Annotated in this window: 17 protein-coding genes; 6 read left to right on the forward strand and 11 right to left on the reverse strand. The window is 70.7% G+C overall.

Annotated features, from left to right (window positions below; genetic code table 11):
- Nucleotides 1–14: 14 nt before the first annotated feature.
- The 5 genes from AC0N04_RS16085 to AC0N04_RS16105 all read right to left on the reverse strand — a co-directional run bounded on the left by AC0N04_RS16085 (nucleotide 15) and on the right by AC0N04_RS16105 (nucleotide 5,174).
- The gene (locus AC0N04_RS16085; RefSeq protein ID WP_474283267.1) at nucleotides 15–1,691 is read right to left on the reverse strand and encodes a S10 family peptidase; all 1,677 of its coding nucleotides are present in this window, start codon (nucleotides 1,689–1,691) and stop codon (nucleotides 15–17) included.
- Between the two features lie 38 nt (nucleotides 1,692–1,729).
- Nucleotides 1,730–2,347, reverse strand: coding sequence for a UPF0149 family protein (locus tag AC0N04_RS16090; RefSeq protein WP_474283268.1), 618 nt, complete (start codon nucleotides 2,345–2,347; stop codon nucleotides 1,730–1,732).
- 11 nt (nucleotides 2,348–2,358) lie between these two features.
- Entirely contained in the window at nucleotides 2,359–3,654 is a 1,296-nt protein-coding gene (gene serS, locus AC0N04_RS16095; protein ID WP_474283269.1) for a serine--tRNA ligase, read from the reverse strand.
- Nucleotides 3,655–3,744: 90 nt separating this feature from the next.
- The gene (gene ispH, locus AC0N04_RS16100) at nucleotides 3,745–4,731 is read right to left on the reverse strand and encodes a 4-hydroxy-3-methylbut-2-enyl diphosphate reductase (protein WP_474283270.1); all 987 of its coding nucleotides are present in this window, start codon (nucleotides 4,729–4,731) and stop codon (nucleotides 3,745–3,747) included.
- The gene (locus AC0N04_RS16105) at nucleotides 4,731–5,174 is read right to left on the reverse strand and encodes an FKBP-type peptidyl-prolyl cis-trans isomerase (protein WP_474283271.1); all 444 of its coding nucleotides are present in this window, start codon (nucleotides 5,172–5,174) and stop codon (nucleotides 4,731–4,733) included. Before AC0N04_RS16105 ends, ispH begins: the two co-directional genes overlap by 1 nt.
- Nucleotides 5,175–5,287: 113 nt before the next feature.
- Here AC0N04_RS16105 and radC point away from each other — a divergent pair, with 113 nt between their 5' ends.
- Nucleotides 5,288–5,962 (forward strand): RadC family protein, encoded by a 675-nt coding sequence (radC, locus tag AC0N04_RS16110; RefSeq protein ID WP_474283272.1) that lies wholly within the window; start codon nucleotides 5,288–5,290, stop codon nucleotides 5,960–5,962.
- Nucleotides 5,963–5,997: 35 nt separating this feature from the next.
- The gene (locus tag AC0N04_RS16115; RefSeq protein ID WP_474283273.1) at nucleotides 5,998–6,657 is read left to right on the forward strand and encodes a Smr/MutS family protein; all 660 of its coding nucleotides are present in this window, start codon (nucleotides 5,998–6,000) and stop codon (nucleotides 6,655–6,657) included.
- 47 nt (nucleotides 6,658–6,704) lie between these two features.
- Here AC0N04_RS16115 and AC0N04_RS16120 read toward each other — a convergent pair whose 3' ends face one another.
- Entirely contained in the window at nucleotides 6,705–7,490 is a 786-nt protein-coding gene (locus AC0N04_RS16120) for a MinD/ParA family protein (protein WP_474283274.1), read from the reverse strand.
- Nucleotides 7,487–8,203, reverse strand: a complete 717-nt coding sequence (locus tag AC0N04_RS16125) for a GGDEF domain-containing protein (RefSeq protein ID WP_474283314.1) — start codon at nucleotides 8,201–8,203, stop codon at nucleotides 7,487–7,489. Before AC0N04_RS16125 ends, AC0N04_RS16120 begins: the two co-directional genes overlap by 4 nt.
- Before the next feature lie 225 nt (nucleotides 8,204–8,428).
- Here AC0N04_RS16125 and AC0N04_RS16130 point away from each other — a divergent pair, with 225 nt between their 5' ends.
- The 4 genes from AC0N04_RS16130 to AC0N04_RS16145 all read left to right on the forward strand — a co-directional run bounded on the left by AC0N04_RS16130 (nucleotide 8,429) and on the right by AC0N04_RS16145 (nucleotide 11,694).
- Nucleotides 8,429–9,304: a CheR family methyltransferase gene (locus AC0N04_RS16130; RefSeq protein WP_474283275.1), complete on the forward strand. Its 876-nt coding sequence runs from the start codon at nucleotides 8,429–8,431 to the stop codon at nucleotides 9,302–9,304.
- Nucleotides 9,305–9,350: 46 nt separating this feature from the next.
- The gene (gene cheD / locus AC0N04_RS16135) at nucleotides 9,351–10,040 is read left to right on the forward strand and encodes a chemoreceptor glutamine deamidase CheD (protein ID WP_474283276.1); all 690 of its coding nucleotides are present in this window, start codon (nucleotides 9,351–9,353) and stop codon (nucleotides 10,038–10,040) included.
- Nucleotides 10,041–10,060: 20 nt separating this feature from the next.
- On the forward strand, nucleotides 10,061–11,164 hold the full coding sequence (locus AC0N04_RS16140) for a protein-glutamate methylesterase/protein-glutamine glutaminase (protein ID WP_474283277.1): 1,104 nt from the start codon (nucleotides 10,061–10,063) through the stop codon (nucleotides 11,162–11,164).
- A gap of 92 nt (nucleotides 11,165–11,256) precedes the next feature.
- Nucleotides 11,257–11,694, forward strand: a complete 438-nt coding sequence (locus tag AC0N04_RS16145; RefSeq protein ID WP_474283278.1) for an acyl-CoA thioesterase — start codon at nucleotides 11,257–11,259, stop codon at nucleotides 11,692–11,694.
- Here AC0N04_RS16145 and AC0N04_RS16150 read toward each other — a convergent pair.
- From AC0N04_RS16150 to bufB, 4 genes are all read right to left on the reverse strand, one after another.
- The gene (locus AC0N04_RS16150; protein ID WP_474283279.1) at nucleotides 11,691–12,869 is read right to left on the reverse strand and encodes a GGDEF domain-containing protein; all 1,179 of its coding nucleotides are present in this window, start codon (nucleotides 12,867–12,869) and stop codon (nucleotides 11,691–11,693) included. The two genes, AC0N04_RS16145 and AC0N04_RS16150, sit on opposite strands and share 4 nt — an antisense overlap.
- 161 nt (nucleotides 12,870–13,030) lie before the next feature.
- The gene (locus AC0N04_RS16155; protein WP_474283280.1) at nucleotides 13,031–13,558 is read right to left on the reverse strand and encodes a DoxX family protein; all 528 of its coding nucleotides are present in this window, start codon (nucleotides 13,556–13,558) and stop codon (nucleotides 13,031–13,033) included.
- Nucleotides 13,555–14,355 (reverse strand): HvfC/BufC family peptide modification chaperone, encoded by an 801-nt coding sequence (locus AC0N04_RS16160; RefSeq protein ID WP_474283281.1) that lies wholly within the window; start codon nucleotides 14,353–14,355, stop codon nucleotides 13,555–13,557. Before AC0N04_RS16160 ends, AC0N04_RS16155 begins: the two co-directional genes overlap by 4 nt.
- The gene (gene bufB / locus AC0N04_RS16165; protein WP_474283282.1) at nucleotides 14,352–15,272 is read right to left on the reverse strand and encodes an MNIO family bufferin maturase; all 921 of its coding nucleotides are present in this window, start codon (nucleotides 15,270–15,272) and stop codon (nucleotides 14,352–14,354) included. Before bufB ends, AC0N04_RS16160 begins: the two co-directional genes overlap by 4 nt.
- Between the last annotated feature and the right edge of the window lie 7 nt (nucleotides 15,273–15,279).

Consider the following 15,279-nt stretch of genomic DNA (forward strand, 5'->3'; position numbering starts at 1 on the left):
GGGTGCCGACCGCGTCAAGGAGCCAGGTTGTCGGTGTCGCGGATGAACCGTACCAGGTGCTGGTGCAGTTCGGCCAGCGACGCCGGATCGTCGTACATCATGTGCCCCGCGCGGTAGTGCCGGACCTGGACGTGCGCCCGCAGCGCCGCCGGCACCGGCAGGTGATCCAGCTCGTATTCGGCCTGACCGAAGGGCGTGGCCAGATCGAAATAGCCGGCCTCGGTCTCGACCCGCAGATGCGGGTTCTGCACCAGCGCGCTGGCCAGATCCGGCAGCGCGTTGGTGGTGATCGCCAACGGCTTGTCGACCCCGGGCGGGCGGTGTCGGTAGTCCCACAGGTCCGCCACCGACGCGTCGGCGTCCGGCTTGTACTCCCAGGCCGGCGGCAGTTTCAGCACGCGGCGCGCGTAGTCGTTGTAGGCCGAGACATAGGCCGAGCTGATCGCGCTCGACTGCGGGTCGTAATCCGCTTCCTTGCCCATGGGGTCCAGGGCCGGGCCGCTGTAGCGCGTGTCGAAACGGCCGACCACCAGGCCCTGGTCGGCCAGCAGCTCGTGGGCGAACATGCCGCCGTTGACGCGCAGGTTGGCGCGCGCCAGATAGGCCTCGGGCAGGCCGGTGTAGCGGCTCATCCGGTGGATCACCGCGGCGCGCCGCGCCGGATCCAGCGCCACGCCGGCGCCCAGCGCCTGAAGATAGTCGCCCATCGCGAAGCGGCGCACTTCGTTCACCAGCGCCTCCAGCCCGGCCTGGCTTGCATCGCTGAAGTCGGGCAGGCGGTGGTGGTACCAGGCCGTCGCGGCGTAGGTCGGCAAGGCCAGCGCGTAGGCCAGGTCCTCGCCCGGCGCAAGCTGCGGCGTGTCGACGCCCAGGTTGTAGTCGAGCGTCTGCGACAGCAGCACCACGCCGTTGACGTCGATCGAGTCCTGCTGCAGCAAGGACACCAGCACCGCGCTCCTGAGCGTGCCATAGCTTTCGCCGATCAGGTACTTGGGTGAATTCCATCGCTGGTAGCGGCTCAGGAACTGCTTGACGAAGCGTTCGAAGGCCTGCGCGTCCTGGTCCACCCCCCAGTACGCCTTGCGCCGCTCCTTGAGCTTGTCGGAATCCTTTTCCGCCGGCGCGATGCGACCGAAGCCGGTGCCCGGCGCGTCGACGAACACCAGATCGCAGGCGTCCAGCAGGCTGTCCTCGTTGGGCACCAGCCGGTACGGCGCGGCCGGCATCGGCCTGCCGTTGGCGGTCACGATCCTGAGCGGACCCAGCGCCCCCAGATGCAGCCAGACTGAGGACGACCCCGGCCCGCCGTTGTAGACGAAGGCCAGGGGCCGGGGCGCTGGGTGGGCCGGCGGGTCGAGAAAGTATGCGACGTAGGACATGGCGGCGCCCGGCTTGTCGTCGCTGTCGTGGATCGCCAACTGGCCGGCCCAGGCGTGGTAACGCAGCGACCGGCCCCGCGTTGTCAAGCTGCCGTGGCTCTCGACGGCGGTGTCCTGCAGGCCTGGATCCGCCCCGGCATCGGCCGAGGCGGCAGAGGCTGCGGACGCCGCCGGCGCGACCGGGGTCGCCGCCTGACCGAGGCCCGCCCATGCCATGCACAACCCGAGCAGCGCGCCGCGCCACCGTCTCTCCAGCGGCTGGCGCCCGAGCATCGGCCGACGCAGGCCCTGCGCCAAGGCGCCGCCGGACATCGCCCTCCGGGGCCCCGAACCGCCCCCGCGCGCGCGGCTCAACGCCGGCGCTCCAGCAGTCGGGGCACCACGTCGGCGGCGGCGCGGCTCAGCCCGTCGCGCACCTCCGGATCGTTCAGGTCGTCCGACCCGTCGGCATCGGCGTCGCCGCCCAGCAAGGCCAGCGGCACCAGCGCCGGGCCGATCTCGGGGTCGTCGAACAGCGGCGCCCAGGCCTCGGGGTCGAGGTCGGTGGCCTGCAGGAAGCCGGTGCACCAGTCGCCCGCGTCGGCCCACTCGCGCTCGCCCTGCTCGGCGATGCTGAAGATCGGCTCCCAGGACTCGGGATCGTCGCGCAGCGTGCAGGCCAGCGCCTGCAGGTGGCGCAGCACCATCACCGTGGTGCGCTTGCGCTTCTGGTTGCTGGCGAACGGGTAGGCGGGCGAGCGGTCGCCGCTGCTGTCGCCGCCCCAGATCAGCGGCAGCCAGGCGGCCGTGGGCGAGGTGTCGAGCAGCGTCGACGGGCCCACCAGCAGCGCGGTCAGGTAGCCGTCCATGCCGTCCAGCGTCATCGCGCCGTCGGCGGGCAGGTGCATCAGCAACTCGTCGAGTTGCTGCAGCTCGGCCTCGCTCAGCGGCGTGTTGGGCGAGTTGCGGTCGTATTGCGGATAGTCCATGGGCAAGCCCTTCAGGCGGCGAGGAACTCGACGCCGCCGAGGTAGGGCCGCAGCGCGGCCGGAATGCGGATGCTGCCATCAGCCTGCTGGCCGTTTTCGAGCACCGCCACCAGCGCCCGGCCCACCGCCAGGCCCGAACCGTTGAGCGTGTGGACGAACTCCATCTTGCCCTGGGCGTTCTTGAAGCGGGTCTGCATGCGCCGGGCCTGGAAGGCCTCGCAGTTCGAGCAGCTGCTGATCTCGCGATAGGTGTTCTGCGCCGGCAGCCAGACCTCCAGGTCGTAGGTCTTGGTGGCGCCGAACCCCATGTCGCCGGTGCACAGCAGCACCACGCGGTAGGGCAGCTCCAGCTTCTGCAGGATCGCCTCGGCGTGGCCGGTCATCTGCTCCAGCACCTCGTAGCTCCGGTCGGGGTGGGCGATCTGCACCATCTCGACCTTGTCGAACTGGTGCTGGCGGATCATGCCGCGGGTGTCGCGCCCGGCGCTGCCGGCTTCCGAGCGGAAGCAGGGGCTGTGGGCGGTCAGCTTGATCGGCAGCTCCTCGGGCTTGAGGATCTGCTCGCGCACCGAGTTGGTCAGCGAGATCTCCGAGGTGCTGATCAGGTACTGCTCGGGCTGGGTCTCGTCGCCACCGCGGCTGACCCAGAACATGTCTTCCTTGAACTTGGGCAGCTGGCCGGTGCCTTCCAGCACCTCGCGGTTGACGATGTAGGGTGTGTAGCACTCGGTGTAGCCGTGCGCCTGGGTCTGGGTGTCCAGCATGAACTGCGCGAGTGCGCGGTGCAGCCGTGCCGCCGGGCCCTTGAGGAAGCTGAAACGCGCCCCCGAGAGCTTGGCGCCGGTCTCGAAATCCAGCCCCAGCGGTGCACCCAGGTCGACATGGTCGCGGACCGGGAAATCGAAGGTCCGGGGCGTGCCCCAGCGGCGCACTTCCTGGTTGGCGTGTTCGTCGGCCCCCACCGGCACGCTGTCGTGCGGCAGGTTGGGCACGCGCATCAGCAGGTCCTGCAGTTCGGCCTGGATCGCTTCCAGCCGCTCGGCGCCGGCCTTCTGCTGCGCGGCGATGCCACCGACTTCGGCCATTTCGGCCGCGGCGTCCTCGCCCTTGCCTTTCTTCATGCCGATCAGCTTGCTCAGCGCGTTGCGGCGCGCCTGGCCTTCTTCGGTCTGCACCTGCAAGGCCTTGCGCTCGGCCTCCAGCGCGCTGAAGCGCGCCACGTCCAGAAAGGCTTGCGGCGTCTTGCGGGCTTCGAGCCTGGCCACGACCGTGGCCAGGTCGCGGCGCATCAGGGTGATGTCGATCATCGGAATGTCTTTCGTCGCTTCGGATTCGTCAGGTGTGCAAACGGCGCCCTGGCAGGCGCCGTCCGTCGTGGAGCTGCGGCGCGGTGGGCCTCAGGATCGGGAGGCCTGGAACTCGGCCATCGAGCGGTCGCCCAGGCCCATCGGCAACGGGAACTCGATCGTCTCCTGCACGCCGGGCATGCGGCGCACGCCGGTGGCGCCCAGCGCCTTCAACCGGGCGATGACCTGCTGCACCAGCACGTCGGGCGCGCTGGCCCCCGCGGTCAGGCCGACCCGCGGACGGCCCGCCAGCCAGCCGGCCTGCAGGTCGTCGGCCGAGTCCACCATGTAGGCGGGCGTGCCCAGCCGCTCGGCCAGTTCGCGCAGGCGGTTGCTGTTGGAGCTGGTCGGGCTGCCGACCACGATCACCACGTCGACCTGCGGCGCCAGCACCTTGACCGCGTCCTGGCGGTTCTGCGTCGCGTAGCAGATGTCCTGCTTCTTGGGCTCGCGCACCTGCGGGAAACGGGCCTTCACCGCCGCCAGGATGCCCGCGGCGTCGTCGACGCTGAGCGTGGTCTGCGTCACCACCGCCAGCCGCGCCGGGTTCCGCACCGGCACGCCGGCCACGTCCTCGGCGCTTTCCACCAGGTAGATGCCATCGAACAGCTGGCCCATCGTGCCCTCGACCTCGGGGTGCCCCTTGTGGCCGATCATGATGAATTCGAAGCCTTCCTTCGAGAGCTTGGCCACCTCGACGTGCACCTTGGTCACCAGCGGGCAGGTCGCGTCGAAGACCTGGAAGCCGCGCGCCTCGGCCTCGCGCTGCACCGCCTTGCTCACGCCGTGCGCCGAGAAGATCAGCGTCGCGCCGGGCGGCACCTCGGCCAGGTCCTCGATGAAGATCGCGCCCTTGGCCTTCAGGTCGTTGACCACGTAGGTGTTGTGCACGATCTCGTGGCGCACGTAGATCGGCCGGCCGTATTTGGTCAGCGCGCGCTCCACGATCTCGATCGCCCGGTCGACGCCGGCGCAAAAGCCGCGCGGCTCGGCCAGCAGGATCTCGCTCGGTGCCGGCAGGGTGTTCGGGTCATCCATCACAGCACTCCGATCACGTGGACTTCGAAGCTGACCGGCTGGCCGGCCAACGGGTGGTTGAAGTCGAACTCCAGCCAGCCCTCGCCCAGCGCGCAGACCACCCCGGCGAAGCGCCCGGCGCCGTCGGGCGTCGGGAATTCGACCGCGTCGCCGACCTGGTACTCGGCCTGTGGATCGCCCATCTCGTCCAGCACCGAACGCTTCAGGCGCTGGACCATCTCGGGGTTGCGCGGGCCGAAGGCCTCGCCCGGCGCCAGCTCGAAACGGCTGCGGCTGCCCTCGGCCAGGCCCAGCAGGCGGGCCTCGATGGCCGGCGCCAGCTGGCCCGTGCCCAGCGCCAGCGTGGCGGGTTTGTCGTTGAAGGTGCTGACCAGGTCGGCACCGTCGGGGCCGGCGAGCCGGTAATGCAGGGTCAGGAAGGACCCCGGCTGGATGATGTTCACGGAGCGGGCAGCCAAAGCTGATAGTCTGGGCGCTGATTTTACGGGTCGGCCCGCCAAGGGCCGCGCCGCGGGCCCCTGGCCCGCGCAGCGCCCCGGATTTCAGGGAGGACGCCATGTCGATCAAGGACTTGCCGGCGGCATTGCGGCCGCGCGAAAAGCTGCTGTCCCGCGGCCCCGCGGCGCTGGCCGACGCCGAGCTGCTGGCCCTGCTGCTGCGCACCGGCATGAAGGGCAAGGGGGTGCTGGCCCTGGCCAGCGAACTGCTGGCCGCGTTCGACGGTTTCGGCGGCCTGCTGCACCGCCAGGCCGACGACTTCAGGCGCATCAAGGGCCTGGGCCCGGCCAAGCGCGCCGAGCTGGCGGCGGTGGTCGAAATGGCCCGCCGCGCGCTGGCCCAGCAGCTGGCGCGCGGACCGGTGTTCGATTCGCCGACCCGGGTGAAGGACTACGTCGCGCTGCAGCTGGGCGGCCTGCCCAACGAGGTCTTCGCGGTGCTGTTCCTGGACAGTCAGCACCGCCTGATCGCCAGCCGCGAGCTGTTCCGCGGCACGCTGACCCAGACCAGCGTGTACCCTCGCGAGGTGTTGCGCCACGCGATGGAGCTGAACGCCGGCGCGGTGATCCTGGCCCACAACCATCCGTCGGGGCTGGCCGAGCCCTCGCGGGCCGACGAACTCCTGACCCAGTCGCTGAAGACCGCACTGGCCCTGGTGGATGTGCGGGTGCTGGATCATCTGGTGGTGGGCAGCGGCCAGGTCGTGAGTCTGGCCGAGCGAGGCCTGTTGTAGCGGCGCGGCCAGACAACGACGTTGGGATGAAGACCATGAAACCGAACACCCCGCCGCGGGTGATGCACCTGAAGGAGCTGGGCCGGCTGCGCGACGAGCTGCGCCGTGCCCAGGCCGACGCCGCCGCCCAGCGCGAGCGCGACGCGCTGGCCGCCGCGCAGCGCGAGCGCGAACGCCGGGCCTTCAGCCTGGCGGTGGGCCCGGTGGCGCCGCTCAAGCCCGATGCCAAGGCGCAACTGGCCCCGCCGCGGCCGGCGCCCGAGCCGCGCCAGCGCGAGCTGGACGAACAGGCGGCGCTGCGGGAGGCGCTGAGCGACGAGGTCGACATCGAGTCGCTGCTGCTGACCGACGACGGCCTCAGCTTCCGCCGCCCGGATGTCGGCATCGACGTGCTGACCCGCCTGCGCAAGGGCCACTGGGCGATCCAGCACCAGCTCGACCTGCACGGCCTGCGCCGCGACGAGGCCCGCGAAGCGCTGGGCGGCTTCCTCCGCCAGGCCCAGCTGAGCGGCCACCGCTGCCTGCGCGTGGTGCACGGCAAGGGCCACGGCTCGCCCGGCCGGCAGCCGGTCCTCAAGGCCAAGGTGCAGCGCTGGCTGGCCCAGCGCCAGGAGGTGATCGCCTTCACGCAAGCCAGCGGCCCGCAGGGCGGCGCCGGCGCGCTGATCGTGCTGCTGGCCGGACGGCCGCGCTGAGCACGGGTTCGCGCCGAACGGCGCGCGTGCGCCGCCGGACGCCGCGCTCAGCCCCGCGCCAGGCGGGTGGCCGCCGCCACCACGGCCTGCGCCGCCGCGCTGCCGGGGAAGCATTCCAGCAGCAGTTGCCGGCGCTTGACCGCGTCGCGCACCGCCGGATCGACCGGCACCTCGCCGACGAATTCGAGCCTGACCGGATCGGCCAGGCCGGGCGTGACGTAGCGGTCCACCACCTGCTGCAACTGGCCGCGGATGGTGCGGCCCTCGCCCGGACGGCCGACCTGATTGACCAGCAGGCGGATGTCGCGCCGCCCCTGGGTCGTGGCCAGCACCTTGATCGTGGCGTAGGCGTCGGTCAGCGAGGTCGGCTCGGGGGTCGCGACCACCAGCACCTCGTCGGCCAGCGAGACGGTGTAGAGCACCACGTCGGAGATGCCCGCGCCGGTGTCGAGCAGGATGCGGTCGAAGCGCGGCCCGACCTGGCGGATCACGTCGGTCAGCTGCTGGCGCACCTCGGGCGTCAGCCGCGAGTACTCGACCATGCCCGATCCGGCGAGCAGCACCGAAAAGCCGCCGGGCGCCGGCAGGATCGCGTCCTCCAGCACGTTCTTGCCGGTGAACACGTCGTGCAAGGTGATCTTGGGGAACAGGTTCAGCACCACGTCCAGGTTGGCCAGGCCCAGGTCGGCGTCCAGCACCAGCACCCGCTCGCCCTGGCGGGCCAGCGCGGCGGCCAGGTTGGCCGACAGGAAGGTCTTGCCGACGCCGCCCTTGCCGCTGGTGATCGCGGTGATGTGGCCCGGTCGGCCGGATGGCTTGGATTCGGTGTTCATTCGGTGTCCCCGGCGGGCAGACCGCCGAACAGCAAACCCTTTTCCTCGGCGCTGACCAGCGACACCGGCGTCGGTTCCAGGCAGGTGCGGTTGCGCCCCTCGGATTTGGCGCGGTAGAGCTGCAGGTCGGCGCGCTCGACCCACAGCGGCGCCGACGAGCGCACCCACTGCGGCGCGAACGCACCGCCGACGCTGACCGTGACGCCCAGGTGCTGTGCCGCGCCGATGCTGACGATCTTGTTCTCCACCCGGGCGCGCAGGCGCTCGGCGACGGTCTTGCCGAAGGCCGGCGGGCAGCTGGGCAGGATCACCGCGAATTCCTCGCCGCCGATGCGGGCCGGCAGGTCCATCGGCCGCACGCACTCGTTCAGCACCTCCGACACCGCCTTGAGGACGTGGTCGCCGACCGCATGGCCGTAGGTGTCGTTGACGCGCTTGAAGTGGTCGATGTCGAGCAGCAGCAGCAGCGCCGATTCGCCCGAGCGCGCCACCCGGTCGATCTCGCGGGTCAGCGAGGCGTCGAAGGCGCGGCGGTTGGCCAGCCCGGTCAGCGCGTCGCGGCTGGACAGCTCGCACAAGGCGTCGATCACCCCCTGCAGCCAGGCGGCGCTGCCCGGCGCACCGGGCGGTTCGGCATGGCCCGACTGCCGCAGCAACTGCAGCGCCGTGTCCAGCCGCAGGGCGGCGGGATCGGGCAGGCGAAGGTCGGGCAGACGGGTCACGTCGACAGGGTGGGCAAGGCGGCGGGTGAGGAGAGCTTCGCCGCAGTCTAGCCGCGGCGGCTGGCGCGAGGCCTGCGAATAGGCCGGCAAACAGGGTTCAACTCTGCCCGCCATCGCCGGGGCGCTGCCGCAAGACTGTGGCCTGTGCCCTTCATTGCGCCGCCGTGCGCCTGCACCGCGACGCAGGCCGGGCGAGCCACCACGGACCCGACGCCCATGAGCCCGCTTCTCGATGCCCGACCCCGCCCGCCCGCGCCGGACAGCGACGGCGCGATCGACCATGAATTCAGCTTCGCCGCGGCCGATTTCGACCGGGTCCGGCAGCTGATCTACCAGCGCGCCGGCATCAGCCTGCACGAAGGCAAGCGGGCGATGGTGTACAGCCGGCTCTCGCGGCGCCTGCGCGACACCGGCCACGCCAGCTTTCGCGACTACCTGCAGTCGCTGGAGCAGGCCAGCGGCGCGGCGGCCGACCAGGAGTGGCAGGAATTCGTCAACTGCCTGACCACCAACCTGACCGCCTTCTTCCGCGAGGAGCATCACTTCCACGCGCTGGCCGAGGCGCTCGGCGGCCTGGCCGGGCAGCGCGCGCCGCGCATCTGGTGCAACGCCGCCTCCACCGGCGAGGAGCCCTATTCGATCGCGATGGTGATCAGCGAGGTCCTGGGCAGCAGCAGCCAGGCCCGGCTGCTGGCCACCGACATCGACACCAAGGTGCTGGCCACGGCGCAGCGCGGCGTCTACCCGGTCGACGCGCGCGGCCTGTCGCCCGAGCGGCTGCGCAGGCATTTCCTGCGCGGCACCGGCGCGAACGCCGGCCAGATGCGGGTCAAGCCCGAGCTGTCGCGGATGATCGAGTTCAAGACCTTCAACCTGATGACGCCGCACTGGTCGCTGGGCGACCCGTTCGACATGGTCTTCTGCCGCAACGTGATGATCTACTTCGACCATGGCACGCAGCGCAAGGTGCTCGAACATATCCACGCCACGATGAAGCCGGCCGGGCTGCTGTTCGTCGGCCACTCCGAGAACTTCACCGATTCGCGCGACCTGTTCCAACTGCGCGGCAAGACGGTGTACCAGCGCGTCTGAACGCGGCGGCACCCCTCGGCCCCTCATCGATCACCGGATTCCGCCCATGGCCACCCTGCCCTCCCTGCCCGGCACGCGCCCGACCTCGCCGCCCCCGCCGGCTGCCGCCGGCCTGCCCGGGCGCAGCTCGCGCCTGGAACGGCTCAAGGCCCAGCCGCGCAAGCCCGGCGAAGCCTCGTTCTTCTTCTACGACGCGCATTTCAAGAACGACGCCGTCAAGGTGCTGCCCGGCGAGTACTACGTCGACACCGAGGACCTACTGGTGATGACCACGCTGGGCTCGTGCATCGCCGCCTGCCTGTGGGACCGCCAGGCCCGCATCGGCGGCATGAACCACTTCATGCTGCCCGAAGGCAGCGGCGACTCCGGCCGCTACGGCAGCTACGCGATGGAGCTGTTGATCAACGAGATGATGAAGCGCGGTGCCTCGCGCCTGACGATGGAGGCCAAGATCTTCGGCGGCGGCGCCGTGATCAGCGGCATGAACACGATCAACGTCGGCGAGCGCAACACCCGGTTCGTGATCGATTTCCTGTCGACCGAGCGCATCCCCATCGTGTCGAAGGACGTGCTCGACATCTACCCGCGCAAGGTCTGCTTCCTGCCGGCCAGCGGCAAGGCGATGGTCAAGCGCCTGGCGCCCGCCAATGCCGAGGCGCTGGTGGCGCAGGAACGCATGGCGGCGCAGAAGGTGGTGCCGGCGGCGACCGGCGGCGGCTCGATCGACCTGTTCTGAGCGAAGACCCGAGGACCCTCATGATGGCCAAGACCCGCGTGGTGGTGGTGGACGATTCGGCCCTGGTGCGCAGCCTGCTGGGCGAGATCATCAACCGCCAGCCCGACATGACCTGCATCGGCGCCGCGGCCGACCCGTTCGCCGCGCGCGAGATGATCCGCAACCTCGACCCCGACGTGATCACGCTCGACGTCGAGATGCCGCGCATGGACGGGCTCGATTTCCTCTCGCGCCTGATGCGGCTGCGGCCGATGCCGGTGGTGATGGTCTCGACCCTCACCGAGCGCGGCGCGGACGTCACGCTCAAGGCGCTCGAACTGGGCGCGGTCGACTTCGTGGCCAAGCCCAAGATCGGCATCGCCGACGGGCTGACGCTGCTGGCCGACGACATCACCGACAAGATCCGCATCGCGGCGCGCGCCCAGATCCGGCGCAGTCCGACCCCGGTGGCGGCCCCGGCCGCCACCGGGGTCGGCAGCCCGGCGCCGGCCGCCCGCGCGCCGGTGGCCAGCCTGGGCCGGCTGTCGACCGAGAAGATCATCTTCATCGGCGCCTCCACCGGCGGCACCGAGGCCACCAAGGAGGTGCTGGTGAACCTGCCGCCCGACTCGCCGGCGGTGGTCATCACCCAGCACATGCCGCCCGGCTTCACGCGCAGCTACGCCGCCCGCCTGGACGGCCTGTGCCGCATCCGCGTGAAGGAGGCGGTGGACGGCGAACGCATCCTGCCCGGCCATGCCTACATCGCGCCGGGCGGGCTGCACCTGAGCGTCGAGCGCTCGGGCGCCAACTACATCGCCCGGGTCCGCGACGGCGAACCGGTGAACCGCCACAAGCCTTCGGTGGAAGTGCTGTTCGAGTCGGCGGCCCGCGTGGTCGGCCCGAACGCGCTGGGCATCATGCTCACCGGCATGGGCGCCGACGGCGCCCGCGCGATGAAGGCGATGCGCGACGCCGGCAGCTACAACGTCTGCCAGGACGAGGCCAGCTGCGTCGTGTTCGGCATGCCGCGCGAGGCCATCGCCCACGGCGCCGCCGACGAGGTGCTGCCGCTGAGCCGGATCGCACCGCACCTGATCGAGCGCCTGCGCCAGCACCATGGTGCGGTGCTGAACCGGGTCTGATCCGGCGGCACGCCGGCGCAGGTCCGGCGGTGGGTCCGCCGTGTGGGCGAGCGGGCGACGACAATCGCGGCTTTCCCCTTCGACGATCCGCCATGGCCCGCCTGCAGTTCGAGTTGCCCACCGACGTGGCCTTCGCCACCGACATCCAGATCTACATCAGCCACGTCAACCCCGGCGGCCACCTGGACAACGCCCAGCTGCTGACGCTGGTCTCGGAGGCCCGGGTGCGCTTCTTCAAGTCGCTGGGCTACCGCGAATCCGACATCGAGGGCTGCGCCATCGTGGTGGCCGACATCGGCGCGCAGTACAAGTCGGAAGCCTTCCACGGCGAGACCTTGCGGCTCTCGCTGGCCCCCGGCGACTTCAACCGCTACGGCTTCGACCTGCACTTCCGCATGGACGAACGCGACTCGGGCCGCGAGGTGGCGCGCGGCAAGACCGGCGTGGTGTTCATCGACAAGCGCACGCGCAAGGTCCAGCCGATGCCGCCGGCCTTCCTCGCCAAGGTCCGGCCGCCGCCCGGCCCCTAGGAATTCCTGGGCGGCCGAGCCGGACAGACCTGGTTTCGGCCGCTTCGCTTGGCCGCATACACCTCGCGGTCGGCCGCGCCGAGCAGCGCTTCAGCGCTCATGCCCGTTTCGTAGGTGGCCACCCCGATCGACGCGGTGATCGCGAGAGGCGGCTCGGTCGCCAAGGGGGAAGCCTCCAGCTTCGCGCGGATCCGCTCGGCCACCTCGCAGGCCTGCACGAGATCGGTCGACGGCAGCAGCATCACGAACTCCTCGCCGCCGAAGCGGGCGCACAAGTCACCCGCGCGCAGTTGCGCCGCGATTCTTTGCGCAACCGACTGCAACGCCAGGTCGCCGACCCCGTGGCCGTGGGTGTCGTTGATGTGCTTGAAGAAATCGATGTCCAGCATCAGCAGGGAGAACATCCGACCGCGTCGGTCGCCCTCGACGATCAGGCCATCGAGGGCCAGATCCAGCGCCCGACGGTTCAGTTGTCCGGTCAACGCATCGGTGCTGGCCTGGTGTTTGACTTGAACCAGGCTCTGTCGGAGTTGATCGGCCAGCGCCGCGTTCTCCAGTTGCAGCCGGATGCCCTCGATCACCCGGGATGAAATCGACCGGAGGGTGTAGACCACCATGGCCAGGTACACCAGCAGGCCCGCGATCAGTTGCGGGGCGACGTCGAAACGGGCCCTCAATGCCACGGCCGACGCGGAGGCGGTCAACCACAGGGCTGCCGCCAACACGCGGAACGCGCGGGGGTAGGTGATGTAGGTCGGCGCATTCACCGAGACCACGCCGCACAGCACGATCACCAGCCACGCGTCCACCCGCTGGTCATGCGTCATCAGCAGCAACACGCTCGATCCCCAGCACATCCCGTCGACGCCTGCCACGACCAACAGCCCCAGGTGGTGCTTCGCGAAGCGGGGCCCCGCCTTCGACATCCGGCGCAGCATCAGCAAGCCGGCGCACCAGCCAACGAAAAACAAGGCCAGCCACTGCAACACGTTGACCCGGGGAACCACGCCGTGCACCAACCAAATGGCCAGTGCCCAGCCCACCGGCGTGGCGTACAAGGTTCTCTCCATCGCGTGCACGCACTGCGAGAAGCCGAGTTCAAGCGCCTCGGTCTGCATCACCTTGGCGGACACCGCAGCGGGTGGCATCGCGTCTTCGGGGTTCACGTGGGACATGCCGTCACCTCAAGGCCGCACCGTTCCATCGCGGCCCTCCCGGTCAGCGGGCGGGCACGCGAGCGTCGGTCCTTACCGACTGGTGACCGATGACCAGTGTGGATGCCCGGCGCGCCGGGTGGACGCCTTGGGCGCGCGGTTTGGCGCCGACTGTGCGATTTTCACTGTTCGCGACCACGGTGCCGGACACCGCGCCCGACGCTCCGGGAGCCGCATCGGCCGGCCAGCCAATGGTCCACCGACCACGCCCCCGGACCGCGGGCCATCAGGTACAGGAAGATCGCGGCCCAGGTGCCATGGGTCGGGTAGGCGTCGGGATAGACGAAGACCTCGATCACCATCGTCATGCCCAGCAGGGCCAGTGCCGACAGGCGCGTGCCCAGGCCGATCAGCAGCAGCAGCGGGAACACATGCTCGGCCGTGGCGGCCATCGTCGCGGCGATCTCCGGCGGCACCAGGGGCAGCTTGTACTCGTCGCGAAACAGGTCCACCACCGAGTCCGACAGGCGCGGCCAGCCCAGGTGGACCTCGCCGGTCAGCAGGTTGACGACGAAGCCCTGCACCTTGGTCTGCCCGGAGCTCCAGAACACCGCCGCCATCGACAGCCGCGCCAGCAGCGCGATCAGGCGGTGCGGAATGCGCTCGAAGGCGCGGATCAGGCGATGCACGAGGGAAGAGAGAAAGATCATGGCGAGCATCCCGGTGGAAGTTGGATCGCCGCGAGCGCACCGTGGCCCAGCAGCAGCGACAGGCCGGCCGCGAGATCGAACGACGGCGCCGCCGCGGTGGCCGAGGCGGCCGCCTCGCCCAGCGCCTGCCCGCACTGCAGCGCCGCCACGAAGCCCGCGGTGCCGGCCGGGCAGGCCAGCACCAGCACCTCCAGGCCGGGCCGCAACACCAGCGCCGCTTCGGCCCGATCCGGATCGACCTGGGCCAGGTCGCCGTGCCCCTGGTGGGCCGCCCACAGCGACACCACCGGATGGACCGAGTCCACCACCGCCACGGACGGATGCAGCACCAGCCTCAGCTCGCCGATGCGGTCGCCGCAGGCCAGCGCGGCGCTCACCGCCTCGGCCTTCACCGGCTCGGCATCGGCCGCGTGGCAGGCCCGTACCCGCGCGAACTCCAGCCGGGCGACATCGGCCAGGTAGGGCAAGGGTCGCGCGGGTTCGAAGTCCTCGATGAACGCCGGGAAGGCGTCGCCGTAGAACGCGAGGATGGGCGAGCGCGGCGGCGCCTGGCGCACGAAGCGGCTCGCCATCGTGCGGAAGAACGCGACCCCGACCAGGTCCTGCGTCACCGTGAAGGTATCGGACAACGCATCGATCAGCGAGCTGACGACGTTGTTGCGGTGAACCGCCAGGCGCGCGCCGGGGTCGGACCCGTTCCAGGCGCGCAAACCGGGCGGACCGGCCCGCTGCGGATCGAGCAAGGCCGCTGCGATGTCCGCCTGCTCAACCCGCTTGGCGGCGCCCGGCGCGCTCATGCCCGCCTCCGCTCGCCATCGGGTACCGGAGACCGGGTCGGCCGCGCCGCGGCACGCAGCATCGCCTCGGCCCGCCCGGCCTCGGCCTGCAGCGTGCCCAGCGACGGCAGGTCCTGGTCGCGCTCGAGCAGCGTGGGCACGGCGCCGAGGCGCTCCACCACCTGCCCGTACAGCGCCCACACCGCGTCGTCGACCGGCGTGCCATGGCTGTCGATCAGCAGCGGCGAGCCGGCGGCGTCGCGGTCGCGGGCGAACCCCGCGAGATGGATCTCGCCGACCTGCGCCAGCGGCAATTCGGCGAGGTAGGCGGCGGCGTCGCGACCATGGTTGGTGCAGGACACGTACGCGTTGTTGACGTCCAGCAGCAGGCCGCAACCGGTGCGCCTCAGCACCTCGCCGAGGAACTGCGGCTCGCTCATCGTGGACGCCTCGAATTCGAGATAGGTCGACGGGTTCTCCAGCAGCATCCTTCGCCGCAGGCGCTGCTGCACGCGGTCGATGTGCTCGCACACGCGCGCCAGCGTCGCGGCGTCGTAGGGCAGCGGCAGCAGGTCGTTGAAGAAAGTGCCGCCATGGCTGGACCAGGCCAGGTGCTCGGAAAACGAGGCCGGTTCGTAGCGCCGGATCAGCACGGCCAGGCGGTCCAGATGCGCCTCGTCCAGCGGCGCCTCGCCGCCGATCGACAAACCCACGCCGTGCAGCGACAGCGGGTAGTGCTCGCGGATGCGGGACAGCGCGTGGTGATAAGGGCCGCCATCGACCATGTAGTTCTCGGCGTGCACCTCGAAGAAGCCCAGGTCGGGCCGCGTCGCCAGCACCTCGCGGACATGTTCCGGCTTGAGCCCGATGCCCGCGCGCGCCGGCAGGTCGGTCAGGGACCCGTCGGACCGCGGCGTGATGACGGCGCGTCGATGCATGGCGAGG

This window comes from Ideonella sp. sgz306126, from assembly GCF_056032705.1.